Origin of the sequence: Nonomuraea zeae (assembly GCF_005889725.1) — a bacterium.
Taxonomy (GTDB): domain Bacteria; phylum Actinomycetota; class Actinomycetes; order Streptosporangiales; family Streptosporangiaceae; genus Nonomuraea; species Nonomuraea zeae.
This window is the reverse complement of the sequence record NZ_VCKX01000221.1, coordinates 1-21,478: the sequence shown is the minus strand read 5'-3', so window position 1 is coordinate 21,478 and position 21,478 is coordinate 1. Positions and strand designations below refer to the sequence as shown.

Annotated in this window: 16 protein-coding genes; 13 read left to right on the top strand and 3 right to left on the bottom strand. The window is 72.2% G+C overall.

Features of this window, described 5'->3' with window-relative positions; all coding sequences use genetic code 11:
- Positions 1–41 precede the first annotated feature (41 nt).
- Positions 42–2,357, bottom strand: coding sequence for a beta-xylosidase/alpha-l-arabinosidase (locus tag ETD85_RS44745; protein WP_138695930.1), 2,316 nt, complete (start codon positions 2,355–2,357; stop codon positions 42–44).
- Between the two features lie 331 nt (positions 2,358–2,688).
- Here ETD85_RS44745 and ETD85_RS44740 point away from each other — a divergent pair, with 331 nt between their 5' ends.
- The 3 genes from ETD85_RS44740 (at position 2,689) to ETD85_RS44730 (ending at position 5,186) form a co-directional block, all read left to right on the top strand.
- Complete coding sequence (locus ETD85_RS44740; protein ID WP_240779838.1) at positions 2,689–3,696, top strand: LacI family DNA-binding transcriptional regulator; 1,008 nt, start codon at positions 2,689–2,691, stop codon at positions 3,694–3,696.
- A gap of 615 nt (positions 3,697–4,311) precedes the next feature.
- The gene (locus tag ETD85_RS66255) at positions 4,312–4,866 is read left to right on the top strand and encodes a hypothetical protein (RefSeq protein ID WP_338087234.1); all 555 of its coding nucleotides are present in this window, start codon (positions 4,312–4,314) and stop codon (positions 4,864–4,866) included.
- 122 nt (positions 4,867–4,988) lie between these two features.
- Positions 4,989–5,186, top strand: a complete 198-nt coding sequence (locus ETD85_RS44730) for a hypothetical protein (RefSeq protein ID WP_138695927.1) — start codon at positions 4,989–4,991, stop codon at positions 5,184–5,186.
- A 19-nt stretch (positions 5,187–5,205) separates the two neighbouring features.
- Here ETD85_RS44730 and ETD85_RS44725 read toward each other — a convergent pair whose 3' ends face one another.
- On the bottom strand, positions 5,206–7,542 hold the full coding sequence (locus tag ETD85_RS44725) for a rhamnogalacturonan lyase (protein ID WP_138695926.1): 2,337 nt from the start codon (positions 7,540–7,542) through the stop codon (positions 5,206–5,208).
- A gap of 325 nt (positions 7,543–7,867) precedes the next feature.
- Here ETD85_RS44725 and ETD85_RS44720 point away from each other — a divergent pair, with 325 nt between their 5' ends.
- From ETD85_RS44720 to ETD85_RS44700, 5 genes are all read left to right on the top strand, one after another.
- Entirely contained in the window at positions 7,868–9,079 is a 1,212-nt protein-coding gene (locus tag ETD85_RS44720) for a sugar ABC transporter substrate-binding protein (RefSeq protein WP_206059265.1), read from the top strand.
- A 277-nt stretch (positions 9,080–9,356) separates the two neighbouring features.
- The gene (locus ETD85_RS44715) at positions 9,357–11,354 is read left to right on the top strand and encodes a M14 family metallopeptidase (RefSeq protein WP_138695924.1); all 1,998 of its coding nucleotides are present in this window, start codon (positions 9,357–9,359) and stop codon (positions 11,352–11,354) included.
- Positions 11,355–11,396: 42 nt separating this feature from the next.
- Positions 11,397–13,958, top strand: a complete 2,562-nt coding sequence (locus ETD85_RS44710) for a M14 family zinc carboxypeptidase (protein WP_138695923.1) — start codon at positions 11,397–11,399, stop codon at positions 13,956–13,958.
- A 161-nt stretch (positions 13,959–14,119) separates the two neighbouring features.
- On the top strand, positions 14,120–14,617 hold the full coding sequence (locus ETD85_RS44705) for a GNAT family N-acetyltransferase (protein WP_138695922.1): 498 nt from the start codon (positions 14,120–14,122) through the stop codon (positions 14,615–14,617).
- A 155-nt stretch (positions 14,618–14,772) separates the two neighbouring features.
- Complete coding sequence (locus ETD85_RS44700) at positions 14,773–15,051, top strand: hypothetical protein (RefSeq protein ID WP_138695921.1); 279 nt, start codon at positions 14,773–14,775, stop codon at positions 15,049–15,051.
- A 159-nt stretch (positions 15,052–15,210) separates the two neighbouring features.
- On the opposite strand, the gene fusA is transcribed toward ETD85_RS44700, so the two are convergent.
- Positions 15,211–17,238 (bottom strand): elongation factor G, encoded by a 2,028-nt coding sequence (gene fusA / locus ETD85_RS44695; protein WP_138695920.1) that lies wholly within the window; start codon positions 17,236–17,238, stop codon positions 15,211–15,213.
- Between the two features lie 494 nt (positions 17,239–17,732).
- Between fusA and ETD85_RS44690 the strand changes: the two genes are divergently transcribed.
- The 5 genes from ETD85_RS44690 to ETD85_RS44670 form a co-directional block, all read left to right on the top strand.
- Positions 17,733–18,449, top strand: coding sequence for a GNAT family N-acetyltransferase (locus tag ETD85_RS44690; protein WP_138695919.1), 717 nt, complete (start codon positions 17,733–17,735; stop codon positions 18,447–18,449).
- Positions 18,446–19,054 (top strand): 1-acyl-sn-glycerol-3-phosphate acyltransferase, encoded by a 609-nt coding sequence (locus ETD85_RS44685; protein ID WP_138695918.1) that lies wholly within the window; start codon positions 18,446–18,448, stop codon positions 19,052–19,054. Before ETD85_RS44690 ends, ETD85_RS44685 begins: the two co-directional genes overlap by 4 nt.
- A 262-nt stretch (positions 19,055–19,316) precedes the next feature.
- Entirely contained in the window at positions 19,317–19,595 is a 279-nt protein-coding gene (locus ETD85_RS44680; protein WP_138695917.1) for a WGxxGxxG family protein, read from the top strand.
- Positions 19,596–19,787: 192 nt separating this feature from the next.
- Entirely contained in the window at positions 19,788–20,795 is a 1,008-nt protein-coding gene (locus ETD85_RS44675) for an iron-siderophore ABC transporter substrate-binding protein (protein WP_240779837.1), read from the top strand.
- The coding region (locus tag ETD85_RS44670; RefSeq protein ID WP_206059263.1) for a FecCD family ABC transporter permease at positions 20,792–21,478 on the top strand (687 nt) is incomplete at its 3' end. The genes ETD85_RS44675 and ETD85_RS44670, both read left to right, overlap by 4 nt.

The following is a 21,478-nucleotide window of genomic DNA, read 5'->3' as shown; positions in this document are numbered from 1 at the left end:
GTTCCTGGGTCGAGGCACGGTGATCTCCGGGTGGGACGGGGCTACCGCGGCGGCAGCGGCTCGGCCCTGACGTCGGTCAGCCGCCGCTCGGAGCCGGTGAGCTCGTGGACGGGGCCGGTCAGCAGCACGGTGCGCTCGGCGACCACGTCCGCGACCGAGCGGCGTACGGACATGGCGACCTCGCCCGGCTCGACGATGCGCCGCCCGTGCCGGCCCGTGAAGGCCAGCAGCCGCGCCGGCACGTCGAAGTGCACCCTGGCGCCCGCGCCCGGCGCCAGCTCGACGCGGGCGTACCCGACGAGCTGGGCCACGGGCCTGGTGACCGAGGCGATCCGGTCGGATGCGTACACCTGCACCACCTCCGCCCCCGCCCGCTCCCCGGTGTTGCGCACCACCACCGAGCAGCGGATCGGCTCCGCGGTGTCGGCCGTTTCCGCCACGGCCCAGTCCTCGTAGGCGAAGCTGGTGTAGCTCAGCCCGTGGCCGAAGCTCAGGACGGGGGCCGGGTCGATGTTGCTGACCGAGCTGGCCCCGCCCAGCCTGGGGTGCAGGTAGCTGTAGGGCTGGCCGGCGGTCGAGCGGGGCATGCTCATCGGGAGCCGGCCCGAGGGGTTCACCGCGCCGGTGAGCACGCGGGCGATCGCCCCCGCGCCCTCCTCGCCGGGAAAATACGCCTGTACGACGGCAGCGGCGCGGCCGACGATCTCCGGCACCGCGTACGCGCGGCCGGTCATCAGCACCACCACGACCGGCGTGCCCGTGGCGAGAACCGCGTCGGCGAGCTCCTGCTGCGCGCCGGGCAGGTCGAGGACCTCCGCGTCGCAGCCCTCACCGGAGGTGCCGCGCCCGAACAGCCCCGACCGGTCGCCGAGCACCAGGATCGCGACGTCGGACCCGGCGGCCAGGCGGGCGGCGGCGGCGATCCCCGAGCGATCGCCGTCGTCCACCCCCGTGCCCCGCTCGGTCTCGATGGCGGCGCCGGGCAGCTCCGCGCGCAGCGCCTCCAGGAGCGTGGGCGCGGCGATGCCCGGCTCGACCCCGGCGAAGTGCGGCAGGACGTGGTTGACGAAGGAGTAGCAGCCGAACAGTGCCGCGGCGTCGTCGGCGTTCGGCCCGAGCACGGCGACCCGGCGGCCGGCGGCGTCGCCGAGCGGGAGCAGGCCGTCGTTGGTCAGCAGCACGACCGACTCCTCGGCCAGGCGCCGCGCGACCTGCCGCGACTCCGCGTCGTCGAGGTCCACCGGGCCGGAACCGGCCGGCTCGTAGTCGTCGTCGAGCAGGCCGAGCCGCGCCTTCTGCCGCAGCACGCGGCGCAGCGCCCGATCGACGAGCGCCTCACCGATCCGCCCGCTCGTCACGGCCTGCTTCAGCGGCTCCAGGTAGGTGACCCCGGTGGGCAGCTCGACGTCGATGCCGGCGGTGAGCGCCTGCACGGCCGCGTCCTCGGCGTCGGAGGCCACCGCGTGCAGGGTGTGCAGGAACGCGACGGCGAAGTAGTCGGCGACCACCGTGCCGTCGAAGCCCCATTCGTCGCGCAGGATCCTGGTCAGGTAGGCGGGGTCGGCGGCGATCGGGATGCCGTCGATCTCGGCGTAGGAGTTCATGACCGAGCCCGCCTTCGCGTCACGGACGGCGACCTCGAACGGGAACAGCAACGTGTCGGCCACCTCGCGCGCCCCCGCGTGCACGGGAGCCAGATTGCGACCGGCGCGGGAGGCCGAGTAGCCGACGAAGTGCTTCAACGTGGCGATGACGCCCGTGGACTGCAGGCCGCGCACGTAGGCGGCGCCGATGGTCGCGACCTCGTACGGGTCCTCGGAGATGCATTCCTCGACCCGGCCCCACCGCTGGTCGCGGATCACGTCGAGCACCGGGGCCAGGCCCTGGTGGACGCCGAGCGCGCGCATGCTCGCCCCGATCCGGCGGCCCATCAGCTCCACCAGATCGGCGTCGAAGGAGGCGCCCCACGCCGGGGGCACGGGATACGTCGTGGCCTGCCAGGCGGCGAGCCCGGTCAGGCACTCCTCGTGGGCGAGCGCGGGGATGCCGAGCCGGGTGTGGTCGCGCAGCCAGCGCTGCCGCGCGGCCAGGGTCACGCTCGCCTGCTCCGGGTCCACGGGGCGGGTGCCGTAATGGCGGGTGATCTGGCCCACCCCGTGACGGGCGAAGGACTCGAACGCGACCTCCTCGCCCTGCATCGAGTCCTGCAGCGGCGCGACGACGCCCTCGTCGCGATTGACGTTCAGCCACACGCCCACGAGCTGGGCGAGCTTCTCGTCGAGCGACATGCCGGCCAGCACCGCCTCGGCCCGGTGCTCGGCGCTCTCCTGAGCGGGCTGCTCAACACCTGCAGTCATGCATCCTCGTTCGTCTCGACCCGCCATCGCCGCCGGCCGCACGGGCGCGCGCGGCGGCCCGCGCGCGCCGGGTGATAGCGCTAACAGCGATACGGCCGCCGGCCGCCTGTGCAAGGCCGGAAAGTTTCTGGCATACTTTCCGAAAAGTTACCGTGACATTGCTGGAGAGTTACGCTAGGCTCCGGTCCGTAGTCATGTCAACAGCCCCTGCCAAATGACCGCGCTTCCTGGTTGTCGCAGGTCAGTGGCTAGTCTTGTTTCACGCGATTTTCCGAAAGTCACAACTCGCCGGTGCCGGCCGGATGGCGGCACCACGGCTACGGGAGGTCCTGTGGCTCGAGCCACGCTGGCCGACGTCGCGGCGGCCGCCGGAGTGTCGGTGCCGACGGTCTCGAAGGTCCTGAGCGGGAAGAAGCACGTCTCGGCGGCCACCAGGGACAAAGTCCTCGAAGCCGTCAGGACGTTCGGATACGAGGCCCCGCGCCCGCCGAGCGCGCCCAGGGTCGGCATCGTCGACCTGCTCATCGACGGGCTCGGCTCGCCGTGGGCCCAGGTGCTCCTCAGCGGCGCGGAGAAGGCCGCGGCGCGATGGGGCTACTCGCTGGTCGTGAGCTCCTCCGCGCGGCCCGACTTCGACCTGCGCCGCTGGATCGGCATGGTGCGCAAGCGCGGCACCGACGGCATCGTGCTGGTGCTGTCCAGGGTCGACCAGAGCGAGATCGCCGCGATCGGGGAGCTGCTGCACGTCCCGCTGGTGCTGCTCGACCCGGTGGGGCAGCGCGATCCGCGCATCTCGACGGTCGGCGCCACCAACTGGCTGGGCGGCGTCATGGCCACCACGCACCTGCTCGAATCGGGGCACAAGCGGATCGGGTTCATCGGCGGGCCGCTCGACGTGCAGTGCACGCTCGACCGGTACGAGGGTTACCTGGCCGCGCACCGGACGTTCGGCATCGATCCCGACCCCGAGCTGACCCGCTACGGCGACTTCCTCGTCGGGGGCGGCAAGAAGCACGGCGCCGACCTGCTCGCCCGCGACGACCGGCCCACCGCGATCTTCGCCGGCAGCGACCTGCAGGCGGCGGGCGTTTACCAGGCGGCCACGGAGCACGGCATCCGCGTGCCCGAGGAGCTGTCGGTCGTCGGGTTCGACGACTCCCCGCTGTGCGAGATGCTCTCGCCGCCCCTCACCACCGTCCGCCAGCCGCTGGAGGACATGGCCAACGAGGCGGTCCGGCTCCTGTCCGAAGAGCTGACCCACCCCAGGGGGGCGGCGGGCACCCGGATAGAGCTCGCGACGACGCTCGTGGTCAGGAGCAGCACTGCCATCCTCCCGTGAGCCCGTGGAAGGCCCTGGGCGGCGGGGGATCGCGCCCGGGGGAATTTCCGGGCGGTGTCCGGCATTGAGTTACGGACTGGCGTGCCTGTCGCCGCCGGCCGTAGCCGTACCAGGGTGGTTGAGCCCCCGGTGCGGGGCGCTGGCCGGACGGCCGGGTCTCCACGCCGGGCCCATGACGGCGAAACGCTCGTCAAACCCCTGATCGACGGCCCCTCGCGGGCCTCATCGCTCATGGCCAAGGGCCGCCCCGCTGGATCGCCGCGCGATTGCGCGCGTTCTACGGGGTTCTGGACGCCGCTTTACCGAGCGAGGTAGATCTTTGTCCGTTTCATGGGGATTGATTTGCCTTTGTCCGGTTTGAGGCGTAATGTAGGTGCAGTTACCGGGGAAGGCATGGGCCCGCAGGGGTTCACGCACCGGTGACCGAATCCCGGTATCTCCGGATTCTCCCGCGCTCCACGTGGTGTCTGTCGCGGCGTGCCTGTACGCACGCCGGTATGGCGTGATGCCCGGCCACGTTCGTCTTGCGAGCGCAAAGTCCCTCGTTCCCGCACAAAGGATCGACTTTCTTTTATGTCCGCTCGCCTGCGTTCCATCGCTATGCTCACCGCCTCCGTGCTCAGTGCTCTGACCGTCGGCGCGACCACGGCGCACGCCGACGACACCTCCGCGACCGGCCGTCAGGCCATGCTCAAGGGCTCGACCACCGCGTCCTACTTCTGGGACGACTCCTCCGGCCGCGCGGGTGACACCGGGCTGCCCGCCGCCGGCAAGCCCATGCAGAAGGGTCTGGTCGCCAGCCCCAGCTGGCCGCTGATGACCGAGGGCTACGTGGTCTACAAGGGCAAGAAGATGCCGTTCTTCGTCGGTGACCGCGGTCCCGGCGACCCCTCCAGCCGTGGCGTCATGCTCGACCTGGACGCCAAGACCTTCGCCGACCTGACCGGCGGCAAGTTCAACCCCGACACGCTGGGTGTCGACGGGGTCAGTGGCGAGGGCCACATCAAGGTCGACTACGTCGTCACCAAGTGGGGCGACGGGGTCGGCAGGAAGAACGTCCCCGTGGCCTTCTCCTCGGGCGCCTGGTCCGAGAAGGACAGCCGCCCGGCGGCTCCGACCCGCTACGCCGCCGACTTCGTCCAGCCGGTTTCGGTCAAGAACGCTGGATGATCCCATCTGCGTGACCAAGGGCGCTCCCACCCCCGGGGGCGCCCTTTCGCGTGCCCGGGTCCGCCGGCTCCGGCGCAGGCGCTGAAGGGGCGTCCGGGGGACATTTCGCGAAAAATGGCGCGATGAAGCGGTGGGTCGGCGTCGTTCTGGCGGTGGCCCCGCCGGAACGCGTCCGGCTGACGATCTCCCACGCCGAGGTGGAGACCCGGGCCCTGCGCGCCGACCTGGACACCTGCTCCGGCGGATCGGCGGGCGCTTCCCCGACGAGCCGGCCCGCGAGCCGGCCCGCGAGCCGGCCCGCGGGTCCACCGGCGGGGTGAACGCGCGGGCCGGCACGGGCTACCGTCCCGGCGTCCAGATCCTCGGCAGGGGGACGCGCGACCAGTCGATGTCCGAGCCGACGTAGAAGCTCGGGTACGCCGGCTGGTTGTAGGCCGTCTGCTGCCTGGCCACCTCCACGCGATACTGCGGGTCGTGCATGAGCGTGTACAGCTTCCTGCCGGTCACCTCGGTGCTCAGGTACATGCGGACCGCGCTGCTGTCGGCGGTGCGGACCAGCAGCTCCTCCCGCCAGTCGCCGAAGACGTCGGCGACGAGCCCCGGGTTGCCCTTCGTCCAGTTGTTGGTCAGCGTGCCCTCGGCGGTGAGCAGCGTGCCGCGCTTCCAGTCGTCGATCGTCGGCGTCTGCAGGACGGTGGTGGCGGTGCCGTTGACGAACTGGGTGGTCATGTCGGCCGCCCAGCGAATGCTCATGTTCGTGCCGGGGGCGTTCCTGCCCAGGTAGTCGCCGCGCGCCGACCACAGGCCCGCCTCGATCGCCTGGTTGGGCGGCATCGACGACCACGACTCGACGCCGCGGATCGACGGGTCGATGTCGCCGACCATGCCGCGCCCGGTGTCCACGCCGCTGTAGCCGCCGTGGATCACCTTGCCGGTGGCCGCGTCGCGCAGCGCCCAGCCGTACGGGGCCCACGCGCCGCCCTCGTGCACGGTCCAGATCTCCAGGCCGGGGCGGTCGGGATCGAAGTCGCCGACGTGCATGGCGTCGCCGTGACCGAGGCGGACGTTCTGGCCGGGCACGTTGCTCTGCGGCGGGGCCACCCCGAAGGAGGAGTACAGCAGGTCGCCGTCGTCGTCGATGGTCGCCGAGCCGTACACGACCTCCTGCTTGCCGTCACCGTCCACGTCGGCCACGCTCATCGAGTGGAAGCCCTGGGTGGTCAGGGTGGCGTACTCGGGGTTGCTGCCGTCCACGCCGTGCGGGGAGGCGTTGAACGGGTTGGCCATCGGGGCGTGGCCGCTGTCGACGTACCAGCGCTCCTTGAGCCGCTTGCCGTCCCAGTCGTAGGCGATCAGCGTGGTGCGGGTGTAGTAGCCGCGGGCGAAGATCGCCGACGGGCGCTTGCCGTCGAGGTAGGCGACCGACGACAGGAACCGGTCCACCCGGTTGCCCGGCTCGATCCTGGCCATCGCGTAGTCGCCCCACATCAGCCCGTCGTCGCCGCGGCCGGGCTTGTAGCGGACGGTCTGCAGCTCCCTGCCCGTCGCGCCCTCCAGCACCGACAGGTACTCGGGGCCGGTGATGACGAAGCCGGCGAACTCGCGCAGCCGGTTGTTGCCGCTGCGGCTCGGCGCGTAGACGTCGACGAAGTAGTTGGCGAGCTCCACGGCGTCCTCGTGGGACAGCGGATATTCGTGTGACGGCTGGAGGCCGAAGGCCTCTTCGAGCGTGGCCGGCCAGTGCCCGGCGACGACCTCGGGGTGCTCGTGCCATTTCGCGAACAACGCAACAACATGGTCGAAATAATCTGCCGCGCTCTTCCGGTAATCGTCATTGTGCGAGTAGCCGGCTTTGACATCCTGCTTCGGCATCGTGACATAACGCTCGGAGACGACCTCACCGCCGGCGCCGTAGCGGATGATTTTCGTGCCGGGAGCGGTCTTGAGCATCATCTCCGAACGGCCGTCGCCGTCGAAGTCGTAGACCAGGAACTGGGTGTAGTGGGCGCCGGAGCGGATGTTGACGCCGAGGTCGAGCCGCCAGCGCAAAGTGCCGTCCAGCTCGTAGGTGTCGACGTAGGTGTTGCCCGTGTAGCCGCGCTGGGAGACGTCCTTGGAGTTGGACGGGTCCCACTTGACGACGTACTCGTACTGGCCGTCGCCGTCCACGTCGCCGACGCTCATGTCGTTGGCCGCGTACGTGTACGCCTCGCCCGCCGGCGTGACGCCGTCGGCCGGTTTGCGGAGCGGAAGTTCATAAAACGATTTAAGCCAAGGGGTGGCTGGATCGCTGCGGCGGCCCTCCTTGCCCCGCACGACGGGGGCGACGCGGTACTCCGCGGCGGCGGTGCCGGCGGCGTCGAGATAGTTGGTGCTGTCGGTCACGGTCGCGATGGGCCGGCCGTCGCGATAGACGCGGAAGTCGGCGCCCGTCAGGCCGGCGGTGCCGTGCCCGGAGACCTCGTCGCCGAGCAGTCGCCAGCTCAGGAACACGCCCCCGCTGGTGGTGGCCGCGACCAGACCGCGGTCGAGGCGCTCCAGCTGGACGCCCGCGCCCGGCCGCCCGCCCGTGGACTCCGCGCCGGCCGGCAGTGCGGCCAGCGCCGTCAGGGGGAGGCAGAGCAGGGAGACCAGCGCGCTGTTGAGTGCGCGACGCATGCCGCTGGGGGGACTCATGTCACGGGCTCCTCGATTAAATCGATAAAATCAGTGGGAAGCTATTGGCGCCACTCAGGTTTGTCAAGAGAGTGTTTCCGCCGAGTTATCCGGGATTTGCGGGACGCCCGGCATCGGGGTTTATCCGGGCGGGCCGATGTAACTTTCACGCCGCCGGTCCCGCGACCGATATGTCTTGGTCAACCTCCCGGCGTGGCCCGTTGCCGGGCGTGCGGGCGGCGCTTATGTTCGCTCGGACCGGTTCGGCTTCGCCGCCGGAAGCACGGGCCGCGCAGCGGAGGTCAGGTCAGTGGGGTCAGCGTCGAGGCGCCGGTGCGCAGCCGGTGTGGGCCTGGCGGCCGCGGGCGTGCTGGCCGGATGCTCGTCCCCCGGCGACGGCGGGGGCGGCGATCCGGCCGCGGAGACGTACACGGTCTGGGATCCGTACGCGCAGTACGGCGCCGGCTCGGAATGGGGAAAGCTGCTCGAACGGTGCGGCGCGGGCGCGGGCGTGGCGGTGGCGAGGACCGGCTTGGAGACCACCGACCTGACCAACCGGACGATGCTGGCCGCGCAGCAGGGCCAGGCGCCCGACGTGCTCGTGGTGGACAACCCGATGGTCTCCACGCTGGCCGCGGCCGGGATCCTGACGACCACCGAGCAGATCGGGGTCGCCACCACGGGGATCGAGCCGAACCTGCTGGCCGCCGGGCAGCTGGGCGGCAGGACGTACGGGGTGCCGATCGGCGCCAACACCCTGGCCCTCTACTACAACAAGGCGGTGCTGGACCAGGCGGGGGTGGACCCGGGCGCGGTGCGGGACTGGGCCTCGCTGACGGCGGCGCTGGAGAAGGTGCGGGCGTCGGGGAAGCGGGGGATCACGTTCTCGGCCGCCGGGACCGAAGAGGGCAGTTTCCAGTTCCTGCCGTGGTTCTGGGGGGCCGGCGCCCGGCTCACCAAGCTCGACTCCCAGCGCGGGGTCGCCGCGGCGGCGCTGTGGACGGCCTGGGTTCGCCGGGGCTACGCGCCGGGCTCGGTGCTGAGCAACACGCAGACGGCCAGCTGGCGGGAGTTCGCGACCGGCGGGTTCGGGTTCGGCGAGAACGGGACCTGGCAGCTCGCCGACGCCAGGAGGCTGGGGTTCGAGTACGGGACGATCCCGATCCCCGCCCAGGCGGGCGGCATCGCTCCCGGGCCGATCGGCGGGGAGTTCGTCACCGTGCCCGTGCAGGGCGACACCGCCAGGTACGCCGTCTCGCGCCAGCTGGTGACGTGCCTGACCGGCCCCGGCCACGCCGACGTCACGGACGCGACGCTGTCGTACGTCTCCGCCAGCGCCGCCGGGCAGGCCAGGCAGGCGGCGGCGCAGCCGGAGCTGCGGGTGTGGGTGGACGCGGTGCGCGCGGCCAAGAGCCGGACGGGCGGCAGCCTCGGGACCAACTATCCGAAGATCTCCGAGCCGATGTGGGGAGCCGTCCAGGCGTCCTTGAGCAGGGCGAAGAGCCCGCGGGCGGCGATGACCGAAGCCCAGGCCGCGGCCGCCGCCGCCATCCGGTAGCCCGTTCATCGGCGAGGCAGCTGAATGATGGCCTTCCATGCGCCTGATCCGGATCCGGGAGGGCGGCGGCAGAGCTTCTCCCCGGCCCTCGGACGCCGGCTCCGGGACGCGAGCCTGATCACCGCGCGGACCGTGAGCGAGCTCACCGGCTTGCTGCCCGCCGGGCAGGAGCCGGGTCCTGGGTCTTGCCGGTTGCCCCAAGTCGGCCTTCAATGATCCCCATACGGTGATCCTGGAGGGGCCGATGCGTGGTTTACGGGCGTCCGCAGTCGTTCTGATGATCGTTCTCACGACGTTCGTGGCCGCGGGGCCCTCCGCCCCCGCGGTCGCCGGGCCGGTCGATCCGGAGCCGGCCTCACTCGTCACCCTCTCCGTCCCCGACAAGGCCGCCATGGAACGCCTGGTGGCCTCCGGCGCCGACCTCACCGAGCGGGTGCGGCCCCAGCCGGACGGCAGCATCCAGGTCGACGCGGTCGTCACGCCGAGCCAGCTCGCCGAGCTCCGGTCGATCGGCGCCGGCCTGGCCACCGGCACGCCGGCCCCCTCCCAGGCGAGGACCACGGCCGCGCAGGACCAGATCGTGATCGAGCGGGCGGTCTGGTTCAAGTCCCGCGACGGATACTTCCTGTCGGTCGAGGCGTCCAGCAGCGCCGGGCAGGCCGCCACGCTCAGCGTCACCTGGACGGGCAAGAAGGGCACGACCGGACAGGCCCCGATGGTCGCGTACGTGGACGCGGGCGCGTACCTGGGCCACCAGTTCAGCACCCCGGTGCCGGCGGAGAGCCAGCCGCAGTGGGTCACCGTCGCCTCGGCGGGCGGCGGCACGGCGCAGGCGCGGGCCAGGGAATGGCCGGACGGCGCGCAACCCGACCACACGGGGCGCGGCTACCAGCGCGACTTCGTCTCCCAGTACATGCCGCCCGCGCAGCTCAACGAGCGGATCAAGGCGCTGCACCAGCGCTACCCGAAGCTCACCGACCTCATCGCGCTGCCGAACCGCACCAACGGCTACCGGCGCCACGCCCAGGCCCTGATCGGCACCCCGCCCGCCGCCGCCGTCGTGATCACCTCGGCCGCCTACGGCTCGGAAGGCGGCAACGACCTGGCCGTCGAGCTCGTCACCCCCGGCACGCCCGGCCGCGCCCTGCAAGTGAGCGTGAGCGGCAAGCTCGTCACCGTCAGCCTGGCCACCGACGGCGCCGGCGCGCCCGCCAGCACCGCCGCCCAGGTCGCCGCCGCGATCAACGCGACGCCGGGCACCGGCGTCAAGGCCACGACCTACCGTACGGACGCCGGGGCGGGCGTCATGGCGCCCGCGCCGCTCACCCAGCTCAGCGACTTCCTCAACGCGCCGGCCGACGTGTCGCGCGCCCCCGCGACGGTGCTGGCCCTGCGCGTCGGGGCGCACCGCGACGGCTCGCGCACCGGGGTGCTGGCCTACGCGCAGGAGCACGCGCGAGAATGGGTGACGCCGCTGGTCACCATCGAGGCGGCCGAGCGGCTGCTGCGCAACTACGCCCGCGACAAGGCCACCCGCAAGCTGCTGGAGCGCACCGACATCTTCATCGTGCCGACGGTCAACCCCGACGGGGCGAACTACAGCTTCTACGACTTCAACTCCCAGCGTAAGAACATGACGAACCACTGCCCGGCCCAGCAGTCCGATCCGGCGCTGCGCAACACCTGGGGCGTGGACGTCAACCGCAACTACGCCGTCGGCTCGCTGTTCGACGGCTATTTCGGCGCCTCGGCCAACTGCCAGTCCGGCACGTTCGCGGGGCCGGCCGAGCATTCGGAGCCGGAGAGCCGCAACGTCATCTGGCTCGCGCAGAAGTATCGCAACATCAAGTTCGCCATGAACGTGCACAGCTACGGCGGCTACTTCATGTGGCCGCCCGGCGCGTACAAGCTCGACGGCCGCGTCGCCCTGCCCAGGCCCGCGCCCGAGCAGGAGGCGTACTTCCTGAGCTCGGCCCGCACGATCGAGGAGGCCATCGCGGCCGAGCGCGGCACCGTCACCTGGCCGCAGCAGACCGGCCCCGTGACGGACGTGCTGTACTCGGCGGCCGGCAACTCCGCAGACGAGCTCTGGTACGACTTCGGCGTCTACGGATGGGACTTCGAGGTCGGCGCCGACCTGTGGAACCCGGAGACCCGCACGTGGGAGGGCGTGGGCTTCCAGCCGCCGTTCAGCGAGGGCCACGAGGAGGCGATGGAGTTCGCCGCCGGCCTGATCTCGCTGATCGGCATCGCCGCGGACTACCGCGAACGCTGATCGCGCCGCACACCACCGCGAAACCCTGATCTGGAGGACTCCGTGCGCCTACCCACCGCCCTCCTCGGCGTCGCCGTCGCGGCCGGGCTGCTCGCCGTCCCGCCGGCGACGGCCGACCCGGCCGGCCCGCCGCCGGCCGCCGTCCGCGACTTCGGCAACGGGCCGGAGCGCAACGAGGTCGCGGCCGGCCTGCCCGACCAGGCCGGCCCGCTCCGCGCCGAGACCGGGCAGCAGGCCGAGCAGCCGTACGGGGTGGCCCGCGACCGCGGCTATCCCCGGCGGGCCGAGCTGCCCGTCCCCGCGGAGAACCCGGCCGACGCCGCCATCAAGCTCGGCCTGGTGCCCTACCACGGCATCGCGCCCAGGCTGAACGACCTGCAGCGGCGCAGCGACCGGGTCAGCGCCGAGATCATCGGCCGCTCGTACGACGGCCGCGACCTCTACCTCGTCACCGTCACCGCGCCCGAGAGCGCGAGCGAGGCCCGCGAGCAAGCCAGGATCCGCGACCGCATCGAGGACGACCCGGCCGCCGCCGCCCGCGACCGCAAGCTGGCCAAGCGCTACAAGGCGCCGCTGTTCGTCAACGCCAACATCCACGGCAACGAGTGGGAGGGCACGGACGCGGCCCTGCGCACCATCGAGGAGCTCGCCACCAGCACCGCCCCCGAGGTCGGCGCGCTGCTGGCGCGCACCAGGCTGTACTTCAACGTCACCGCCAACCCTGACGGCCGGGTCAACGGCGTGCGCGCCAACGGCGCCGGCTTCGACCTCAACCGCGACTTCGTCACCGCCTCCCAGCCCGAGGTGCGGGCCATGCGCCAGGTGATGATCGACACCCAGCCGGTCACCATGATCGACCTGCACGGTTACGTCAACGGCACGCTCATCGAGCCGACCACGCCGCCGCACGGCGCCAACTACGAGTACGACCTGTTCATCACCAACACCTACGCCAACGGGCTCGGCATGGAGTCGGCCGTCAACGGGCTCGGCTACACCTTCGAGAAGGACGGCGTGTACCCGGCGCAGATCCCGTTCAGGGACTCCGAGGAGGGCTGGGACGACTGGCCGCCGATCTTCACCCCGCAGTACGCGCCCTTCCACGGCACGGTCGCCGCGCACACCGTGGAGATCCCGCTGCGCGTCAACGGCTCCGACTACACCCAGCAGCCCGTCGCGGAGCTGCGCCGCCGCTCCGCGATCAACACCGACGTGGCCGCCGCCGCGATCCGGGCCACGTACGGGTTCGTGCGGGCCAGGCACGACCAGCTCATCGCGGACCAGATCGAGGTGTTCCGCAGGGGCACGGCGGGCGAGCCGTCGAAGACCGTGCCGCTCGGCATCGTGCCCGGCTTCGGCCCCGAGGACGTCTACACCACCACCTACCCCAGGGCCTACGTCATCACCGGCGAGCGCTCGGCCCAGGCCGCCGCGCGCCTGGTGGACCACCTGATCGCGAACGACGTGCGGGTCGAGCGGGCCAGGCGCGACTTCAGGGCCGGCGGCCGGACGTACCCGGCGGGCTCGTACGTCGTGGACATGCGCCAGCCCAAGCGCGGCCTGGCGAACGTGATGCTGGAGGCGGGCGCGGACATCTCCGCCAAGGTGACCGCGATGTATGACATCTCCGGCTGGAGCCACGGCCTGCTCTGGGGCGCCACGGTGACCGGCGTGCCCTCCATCGACGTGCGCTCGGAGCCGGTCAACGCCGCCGCGCCCACCGGCTCGGTGCCCAGGACCCCGGGGCCGCTGCTGCTCAGGGTGGCCGACGCCAAGGACGTGCGGGCGCTGAACGACCTGCTCGCCCAGGGGATCGAGGTGACGTGGGGAGGCGGCGGCGCGATCGTGCCGGCGAGCGCCAGGCAGGCCGCGAGGACGGCGTCCGGCCGCTACGGCGTGAGCTTCGTCCCGGCCGGCTCGGCCACCGGCGTCCCGCTGGCGCGGGTGCGGATCGCTGCCGCCGCGGCCGCCGACGAGCTGTTCACGCTGCGCGAGCTGGGCTTCGCCGTCACCCCCGTCTCCACGGCCGTGCTGAACGCCGGCTTCGACTGGAGCACGGCCGACGTGCTGTTCGTCTCCAGCGGGCTGAGCTACGCCGCGCTCGGTCCGGCCGCCAGGGCGGCGCTCGACGCGTTCCTCGCTGGCGGCGGCGTGGTCACCAGGGGCGGCACCGGTGCGGCGTTCAACGCCGCGGCCGGGCTGCTCACCGCGACCGCCGTGGCCGGCAATTCCGACGCCAACGGCGTGGTCAGGACGGTGACCTCGGACGGCCCGGTGGGCGGCGGCTCGCCGGCGCACTCGTTCGTGTACTCGCCGCGCTGGTTCACCGGGCTCGGGGCCGAGGTCACCGTCGAGCAGTCGTACGCGGCCGACGGGCCGCTCGTCTCCGGCCACTGGCGGGCGGACGAGAACGGCGCCGGCGGGCAGGAGGCGGCCAGGGGACAGGCGGCCGTGGTCAGCGGCAGGGACGAGCGCGGGGCGGCCGTGGTGCTGTTCGGCACCGAGCCGATGTTCCGCAACCACCCGAAGGGGCTGTTCCCGCAGGTGGCCAGGGCGCTGTACTGGTCGGCGGCCGTCACGGGCGCCACCGTCACGACGCCCTGATCACGTGGGTGCCCGTCCGGCTCTCGCGCGGGAGAGCCGGACGGGCATCTGCTATGATCTCGGTACTTGTCAGCCTTCCGGCCGCGGATTCCCTTCCGGCCAGGAAGGCTTTTTTTGTGCCCTCGATCCGGCACATGATCGCTTCCTACCGAGGAGTTCTCATGCTCGATGTGTCCGTGCGTCCCGCGACGGCCGGCGACCGTGCGGCCGTGGAACGGCTCTGGCTGATGTTCCGCCATGACCTGTCCGAGCTGGACGGCGTGCTCCCGAACCCCGACGCCACGTTCAGGAGCGATCGGCTCCACTCGGCCTTCGAGGACGCCGACTGGGCGGCGTACCTGCTGGTGAGCGGGGTGAGCCCGGTGGGGCTCGCGTTCGTGCGCAGCCTGTCGGGCCCCGCGCGGGTGCTGAACAGCTTCTTCGTCGTACGCGGCGCGCGGCGGTCCGGGATCGGCCTGCGCGCCGTCCAGGACGTGATCGCCCGGCACCCCGGCCGGTGGGAGGTCGCCTTCCAGGACGAGAACGGGCCCGCGGTGGCCTTCTGGCGGCGCGTCGCGACCGAGGTCGCCGGCACCGCCTGGAAGGAGGAGCACAGGCCCGTGCCGAACCGGCCCGAGCTGAAGCCCGACACGTGGATCTCCTTCGACACCGCCGCCTAGCCCGGACGTCCCCGAAGTGGATCAAATATGCCCATAGAGGAAGCTTTCCGATATTCAGAGACATGGGGCAGCATGGCTACATTGAGTAGCTGGAATATCACTTTCTGTGACTTCGATCGAACCGGATCGGATCTCAGGAAACAGGGGAGCGCAACATGAAGGCACGTCAGATCGGCGGGGCATGCGCCGCCGCCATCGTCATGCTCACGGCCGGTGCGATCACGGGTTCCGGCGCGGCGATGGCTGAAGAACAGCCGCCGAGCAGGGTCGCGTTGTGCAGCACCGGCCCGATTTACCGGTCTGCCCACGTCCGCGTCGACATCAAATGCGACATCAAAGTCGAGTTCGAGCGTCGCCGGTACATGCCGAACGCCGCCGACTATGTCGGCGAGGCCATCCTGACAGAGGGCCAGGACCCACTGGCCAACCAGTGAGCCTGTCCGGCCGGGTGGGACGCGAAAGCGTGCCGGCTGTGTGCCAGGCCTGAACGTGCCAGGCCTGAAACGGGCCGCCCCTGGGACCGCGCACCAGAAGGTGCGCGGCCCAGGGGCGGCCCTCACGCTGGGTCACAGCGGTCGTGTCACCCAGGCGTGTCACCCGGCTGGGGCGTAACCGGCGGGCCGGGTGGTGAACGTGCCCCGGCCCTGGGTTCTGCTGCGCAGCCGGGTCGCGTAGCCGAACACCTCGGCCAGCGGGACGGTCGCGGTGATGACCACCGTGCCCGCCCGCGCCGCCGAGCCGGAGATCCGGCCCCGCCTGGCCGCCAGGTCGCCGAGCACCCCGCCGGCGGCGTCGTCCGGCACGGTGACCGTGACCTCGGCCACCGGCTCCAGCAGCACCATGGCGCAGACCCGCAGCGCCTCGCGCAGCGCGAACCGCCCGGCCGTGCGGAAGGCCAGGTCCGAGGAGTCCTTGGGGTGGGTGGCCCCGTCGGTCAGCGTGACCCGCAGGCCGGTCACCGGATGACCGCCCAGCGGGCCGCCGGCCAGCGCGTCCCGGCAGCCGGCCTCCACCGCGCGGACGTACTCGCGCGGCACCCGCCCGCCGGTGACGGCCGACGCGAACGCGAACCCTCCACCGTCCATCGGCTCCACGTCGAGCACGACATGGGCGAACTGCCCGGCGCCGCCGTCCTGCTTGACGTGCCGGTACAGCAGCCCCGACACCCCGCGCACGACGGTCTCCCGGTGCGCCACCTGCGGCCGGCCCACGCCGACCGCCAGCCCGTGATCGCGGCGCAGCTTCTCCGCCGCGACCTCCAGGTGCAGCTCGCCCATCCCGGACAGCACGGTCTGCCCGGTCTCGGCGTCCGTCCTGACGACCAGCGAGGGATCCTCCTCGGCCAGCCGCGCCAGCGCCGACGCCAGCCGGTCGGCGTCCGTGCCGCGGCGCGCCTCGACCGCCACCGAGACGACCGGCTCGGTCGCGCTCGGCGGCTCCAGCACCAGCGGCGAGTCCTGCGCGCACAGGGTCGTGCCCGCGCGGGCCGACTTCGGCCCGACCACCGCGACGATGTCCCCGGCCACGGCCAGGTCCGCCTCGGTGTGCCGGTCGGCCTGCACCCGCAGGATGCGGCCGATCCGCTCGGTGCGCCGCGCGACGGGGTCCAGCACCATGTCCCCCTTCCGCATCGTTCCCGAGTACACCCGCAGGTACGTCAGCCGCCCGGTGGCGGTCGAGCTCACCTTGAACACCAGCGCGGCCAGCGGCCCCGCCGGATCGGCTGCGCGCACCCGCTCCTCGCCGTCGTGCTCGCCCCGGACCGCCGGGACGTCCAGCGGCGAGGGCAGGTACGCCACCACCGCGTCAAGCAGCGGCTCGACCCCCCGATCGTGGTACGCCGAACCGCACAGCACCACCAGGCCCGCACCCGAGAGGGTGAGGTCGCGCAGCGCGGCGGCCAGCGTGCCCGCGGAGATCGACGGCTGCGCGCAGAACTCCTCCAGCGCGCCGGGATGCAGCTCGGCCACCGCCTCCTCCAGCAGCCGGCGTCGCCGCCGCGCCTCCTCCAGCAGGGCGCCATCGACGGGACCCTCCTCGTAGGAGCCGCCGCCGTCCCAGACGAGCGCGCGCATCCTGACCAGGTCCACCACGCCGGTGAACCCGTCCTCGCGCCCGATCGGCAGCTGGACCACCAGCGGCGCCGGATGCAGCCGCCGGCGAATCGAGCCGACGGCCGCGTCGAGGTCGGCGCCCGCGCGGTCCAGCTTGTTGACGAAGGCGATGCGCGGCACGCCGTACCGGTCGGCCCGCCGCCAGACGGACTCGCTCTGCGGCTCGACGCCCGCGACCCCGTCGAACACCGCGATCGCGCCGTCGAGCACCCGCAGCGAGCGCTCCACCTCGTCGGAGAAGTCGACGTGGCCGGGGGTGTCGATGAGGTTGATCCGGTGCCCGTCCCAGACGCAGCTCACGGCCGCGGCGAAGATGGTGATCCCGCGGTCGCGCTCCTGGGAGTCGAAGTCGGTGACGGTCGTGCCGTCGTGCACCTCGCCACGCTTGTAGGTGGCGCCGGCGAGGTAGAGCATCCGCTCGGTGACGGTGGTCTTGCCGGCGTCGACGTGAGCGAGGATGCCCAGGTTGCGGACGGTGGTCAGCGAGGTGGAGAGGTGAGCACGCACGGCCCTTGGCCCTTCCGGGTCGTTTCTTGACAGGACGGCGCGATTCACCTGGCGGACAGCCCGGCGTCAGGCCAGGCGAGAACCAGGCCGGCAGCGCTCACAGCGGGGCCACCGGCAAAGGGATGGAAGATGTCCGTCAGGGCATCCGGCGACGGCCGCGCGGCCGGCACCGGGGCGGCGAAGACACCAGGATCACCTCGTAGCGCGACGAGGGGAGCACGACAGCGGTGCTGTGTCGCACGGCCGGCTCCTCTCCTTCGTCGACGCGGGTGCGCCGGTGCAGCGCGTGGAGGCGCTGCGTCGTCCGTAGGTGGCGAGTGTAGTGAACGCGGAGCGCGCGGACGAGCGAATATTTCCCCGCCGTCGGGCCGCCGTTCACCGACCGGCGGAGGTTCACCACGCGGACGCCTCGCTGCCCCCGATGAGAGACCCGGCTGTCATGTCCGCATGTCGACATAGGCGCGAGACGGCTTCCAGGGGAAGGACCCGCGCCCATGACGACCTCTCTTGACACCGGCCGGTACACGGTCGCACTGGCCACCAGCGCCGCCGACGTGCAGGCCGCCCAGCGGCTGAGGTACGCGGTCTTCGCCGGGGAGATGGGGGCCAGGCTCGACAGCCCGGTCTCCGGCCTCGACGCGGACCGGCTCGACGCCTACTGCGACCACCTGCTCGTCCGGGCGGGCCGGGAGGTGGTCGGCACGTACCGGCTGCTGCCTCCCGGGCGTACGGACCGGCTCTACTCCGAGACCGAGTTCGAGCTCGGCAACCTCGCCCCCATCAGGCGGGGCCTGGTCGAGGCCGGGCGGACGTGCGTGCATTCCGATCACCGCGACGGCGGCGTGGTCGCCCTGCTCTGGGCGGGCATCGCCCGCTACATGGTGGCGGGCGGCCACGAGTGGCTGGCGGGCTGCTGCTCGGTGCCACTCGACGACGGGGGCGCGCTCGCCGCCTCGGTCGTCGAGCGGGTGCCGCTGGGACCGGAGGAGTACCGGGTCACGCCCCGCACCCCGTGGCGCGGCCGGGCCACGGGGCGCGCCGACCGGTTCGTGCCGCCCGCGCTGCTGCGCGGCTACCTGCGGCTGGGCTCGTGGGTGTGCGGGGCGCCCGCGCACGACCGGGACTTCGGCACGGCCGACTTCTTCGTGCTGCTGTCCATGGCCAACGCCAACACCCGCTACCTGCGCCACTTCCTGGGAGAACTCCGGTGACGACCGCCGTACACGCCGGGCTGACGGCGGCCGGGACGAGCCGCGCCGAAGGGACCGCCGGGCTCCTCCACCGCGTGGCGCGGCTGCTCGCGGCGGTCCTCGTGGTGCTCGCGGGCACTCCGCTCGCGCTCGTGGCCTCCCGGGCGCATCCCGCCCGGCGGGCCGGGATCACCCGGGTGTGGGCCAGGACGCTCCTGCGTGCGCTCGGCGTCAAAGTGCACGTCACAGCACCACCGGCCGTCGTACCACCGGTGGCCGGGGCGGGCGGCGGGGGAGCGCTGGTCGTGGCGAATCACGTCTCCTGGCTCTACCCGCTCGTCATCGCGAACGCCCTGCGCGCCGGCCACACCGTCGCCGCCTTCCCCGAGGGCACCACCTGGTGCGGCCGCGGGATGGGACGCTTCCGCCCGGCCGTCTTCCAGGCGGCGGTGGACGCCGCCGCAGAGGTACGCCCGGTGACGCTGCGTTACCGCGAAGGCGGGAAGCCCTCCACCCGCGCCTGTTTCGTGGGCGACGACTCGCTGCTCGCCTCCGCCCTGCGGGTGGCCTCGACCCGTGACCTGGTCGCCGAGGTCACGATCCTCGCCCCCATCCGGCACTCCTAGACCGCCGGGAAGGGGCCCGGCCGGGCCGCGCTGGCCGGGCTCGCCCAAGCTCGCGTGCGCGCCCGGATCCCCGAATCCCACCCGGCTTAAGCGCTTCACCTGCCCGCCCGCCGCGACGAGCGGGCGTTTATGGGGGCCTGGACGATGGTAGGGGCGTATCTAGCAGGGGAACTGGAGATCGCCCCGCTATCGGAAGCCTTCGGGGGAAGGCGTTGATAGGCGGTCTCCGCGGTTGCTGAGACCGCCGGATCGGGGGAACCCAATGCGCAAGACGCTCACCGGGCTGGGCCTGGCGTTCTTCTTGACGCTAGGACCGGCCGCCGCGGCGACGGCTGACACGCCCGTCGCGCCGGTCGCGCAGAGTCAGGTCACACCCGCGCCGCAGCAGAACGACACGCGGAACGAGGGTGGCGGCGGCAACGCCGGCCTGTGGGGCCTGCTGGGCCTGCTTGGCCTGCTGGGCTTCGCGGGCATGCGCAAGCAGCACCGCAACCATGTCGGTACCGCTGAGCACATCCCTAACCGGACTACGCGCCCATAACCCAAACGCCATCAACCGAACAGTCCCGGCCTGACGCCGGGCCAGCCAAGGGTGGCACGGCCGTCCCAGTACGGCCGTGCCACCTTGGCGCTGGCGTGAGCGGATCTCTTCGATTAGGTTAGGCTCGCCTAAGACATCACCTGATCCACGGTTGACCGAGGAGCCGTTCCCTTGACTCGCACGCTCGCCCTCGTGGCGCTTCTACTGGTCACCATCGCGGGGTGCGGCTCCAAGGCGCCTGCTTCCGCGCCCGCCGCCGGCACGGGCTCGGCGACGGCCCAGGCCGCGGCGCCCGTGACCATGGATCACAAGTACGGAACGACGACGATCCCCGCGGCGCCCAAGCGCATCGTCACCGTCGGCCTCCTGGAGCAGGACTCCCTGCTCGCCCTCGGCATCGTGCCGGTCGCGACCACGGAGTGGTTCGGCGGCTACCCGGGCGCGATCGGCGAGTGGGCCAAGGACAAGCTCGGCGGCGCCGCCCTGCCGCAGGTGCTCAAGGACACCGGCAGCGGCCCCCAGTTCGAGAAGATCGCGGCGCTCAACCCCGACCTGATCCTCGGCCTGTACTCGGGGCTCACCAAGGAGCAGTACGAGACGCTGTCCAAGATCGCTCCGACCGTGGCCCAGCCGAAGGAGTACATCGACTACGGCATCCCCTGGCAGGAGGTCACCAAGCGGGTCGGCACGGCCGTCGGCAAGGCCGCGGAGGCCGACCAGCTGGTCAAGGGGATCGAGGAGCGCTTCGCCAAGGTGCAGCAGGAGCACCCGGAGTTCAAGGGCAAGACCGGCCTGATGGCCACCCTCTACGAGGGCTACTTCGTCTTCGGCAGCCAGGACCCGCGCTCGCGCCTGCTCGGCTCGCTCGGCTTCCAGCTTCCCGCCGACCTCGACAAGGCCATCGGCGACAAGTTCGGCGCGAACATCAGCAGGGAGCGGCTCGACCTCCTCGACACCGGCGTGATCGTGTGGAGCGTGCCCGACGCCGCCAAGGGCGAGGCCACGCTGCACGGCGACAGCGTCTACAAGGGGCTCGCCGTGGTGAAGGAGGGCAGGGAGGTCTACCTGCCGGAGAGCACCCCGCAGGGTGACGCGGTCGCCTTCCTCACCGTGCTCAGCCTGCCGTACGTGCTCGACACCCTCGTTCCCAGGCTCGCGGCGGCGGTGGACGGCGACCCGGCCACCAAGACCGCGTTGTGAAGGCCCTCGGGGCCGCGGTGATCGCGCTGGCCCTGGCGGGATTGCTGTCGCTCTCGCTCGGAGCCCGGCAGCTCCCGCCGGACCAGGTCGTGGGCGCGCTGCTGGGGACGGTGAGCGACCGCGAGATCCTCGACGTCATCTGGTCGGTACGGGTGCCGCGCACGCTGCTCGGCGTGCTGGCCGGGGCGGCGCTCGGCCTGTCCGGCGCCCTCATGCAGGCGCTCACCCGCAACCCGCTCGCCGACCCCGGCGTGCTGGGCGTCAGCGCGGGCGCCGCGTTCGCCGTGGTCCTGGCCATCGGGGTGGCCGGGGTCGCGGCGCCCGCCGGGTTCGTGTGGTTCGCGTTCGCGGGGGCGCTGGTGGCCAGCGTCGTCGTCTACGGGCTGGCCGGGCTGGGGCGCGACGGGATGACGCCGGTCAAGCTGGCCCTGGCCGGGGTCGCGGTGACGTTCATGCTCAGCTCGGTGACCAGCGCGTTCGTGCTGGTGGACCCGGAGTCGCTGAGCAGGTTCCGGTTCTGGTCGGCGGGCTCGCTGTCCGGCGCGGGCGCGCAGGTGCTGCCGCAGCTCCTGCCGTTCGTGGCGGTGGGGGCGGTGCTCGCGTTCGCGTGCGGGCCCGCGCTGAACAGCCTCGCGCTCGGCGACGACGTCGCCAGAGGGCTGGGGCGCAGGGTGGGCCTGGTC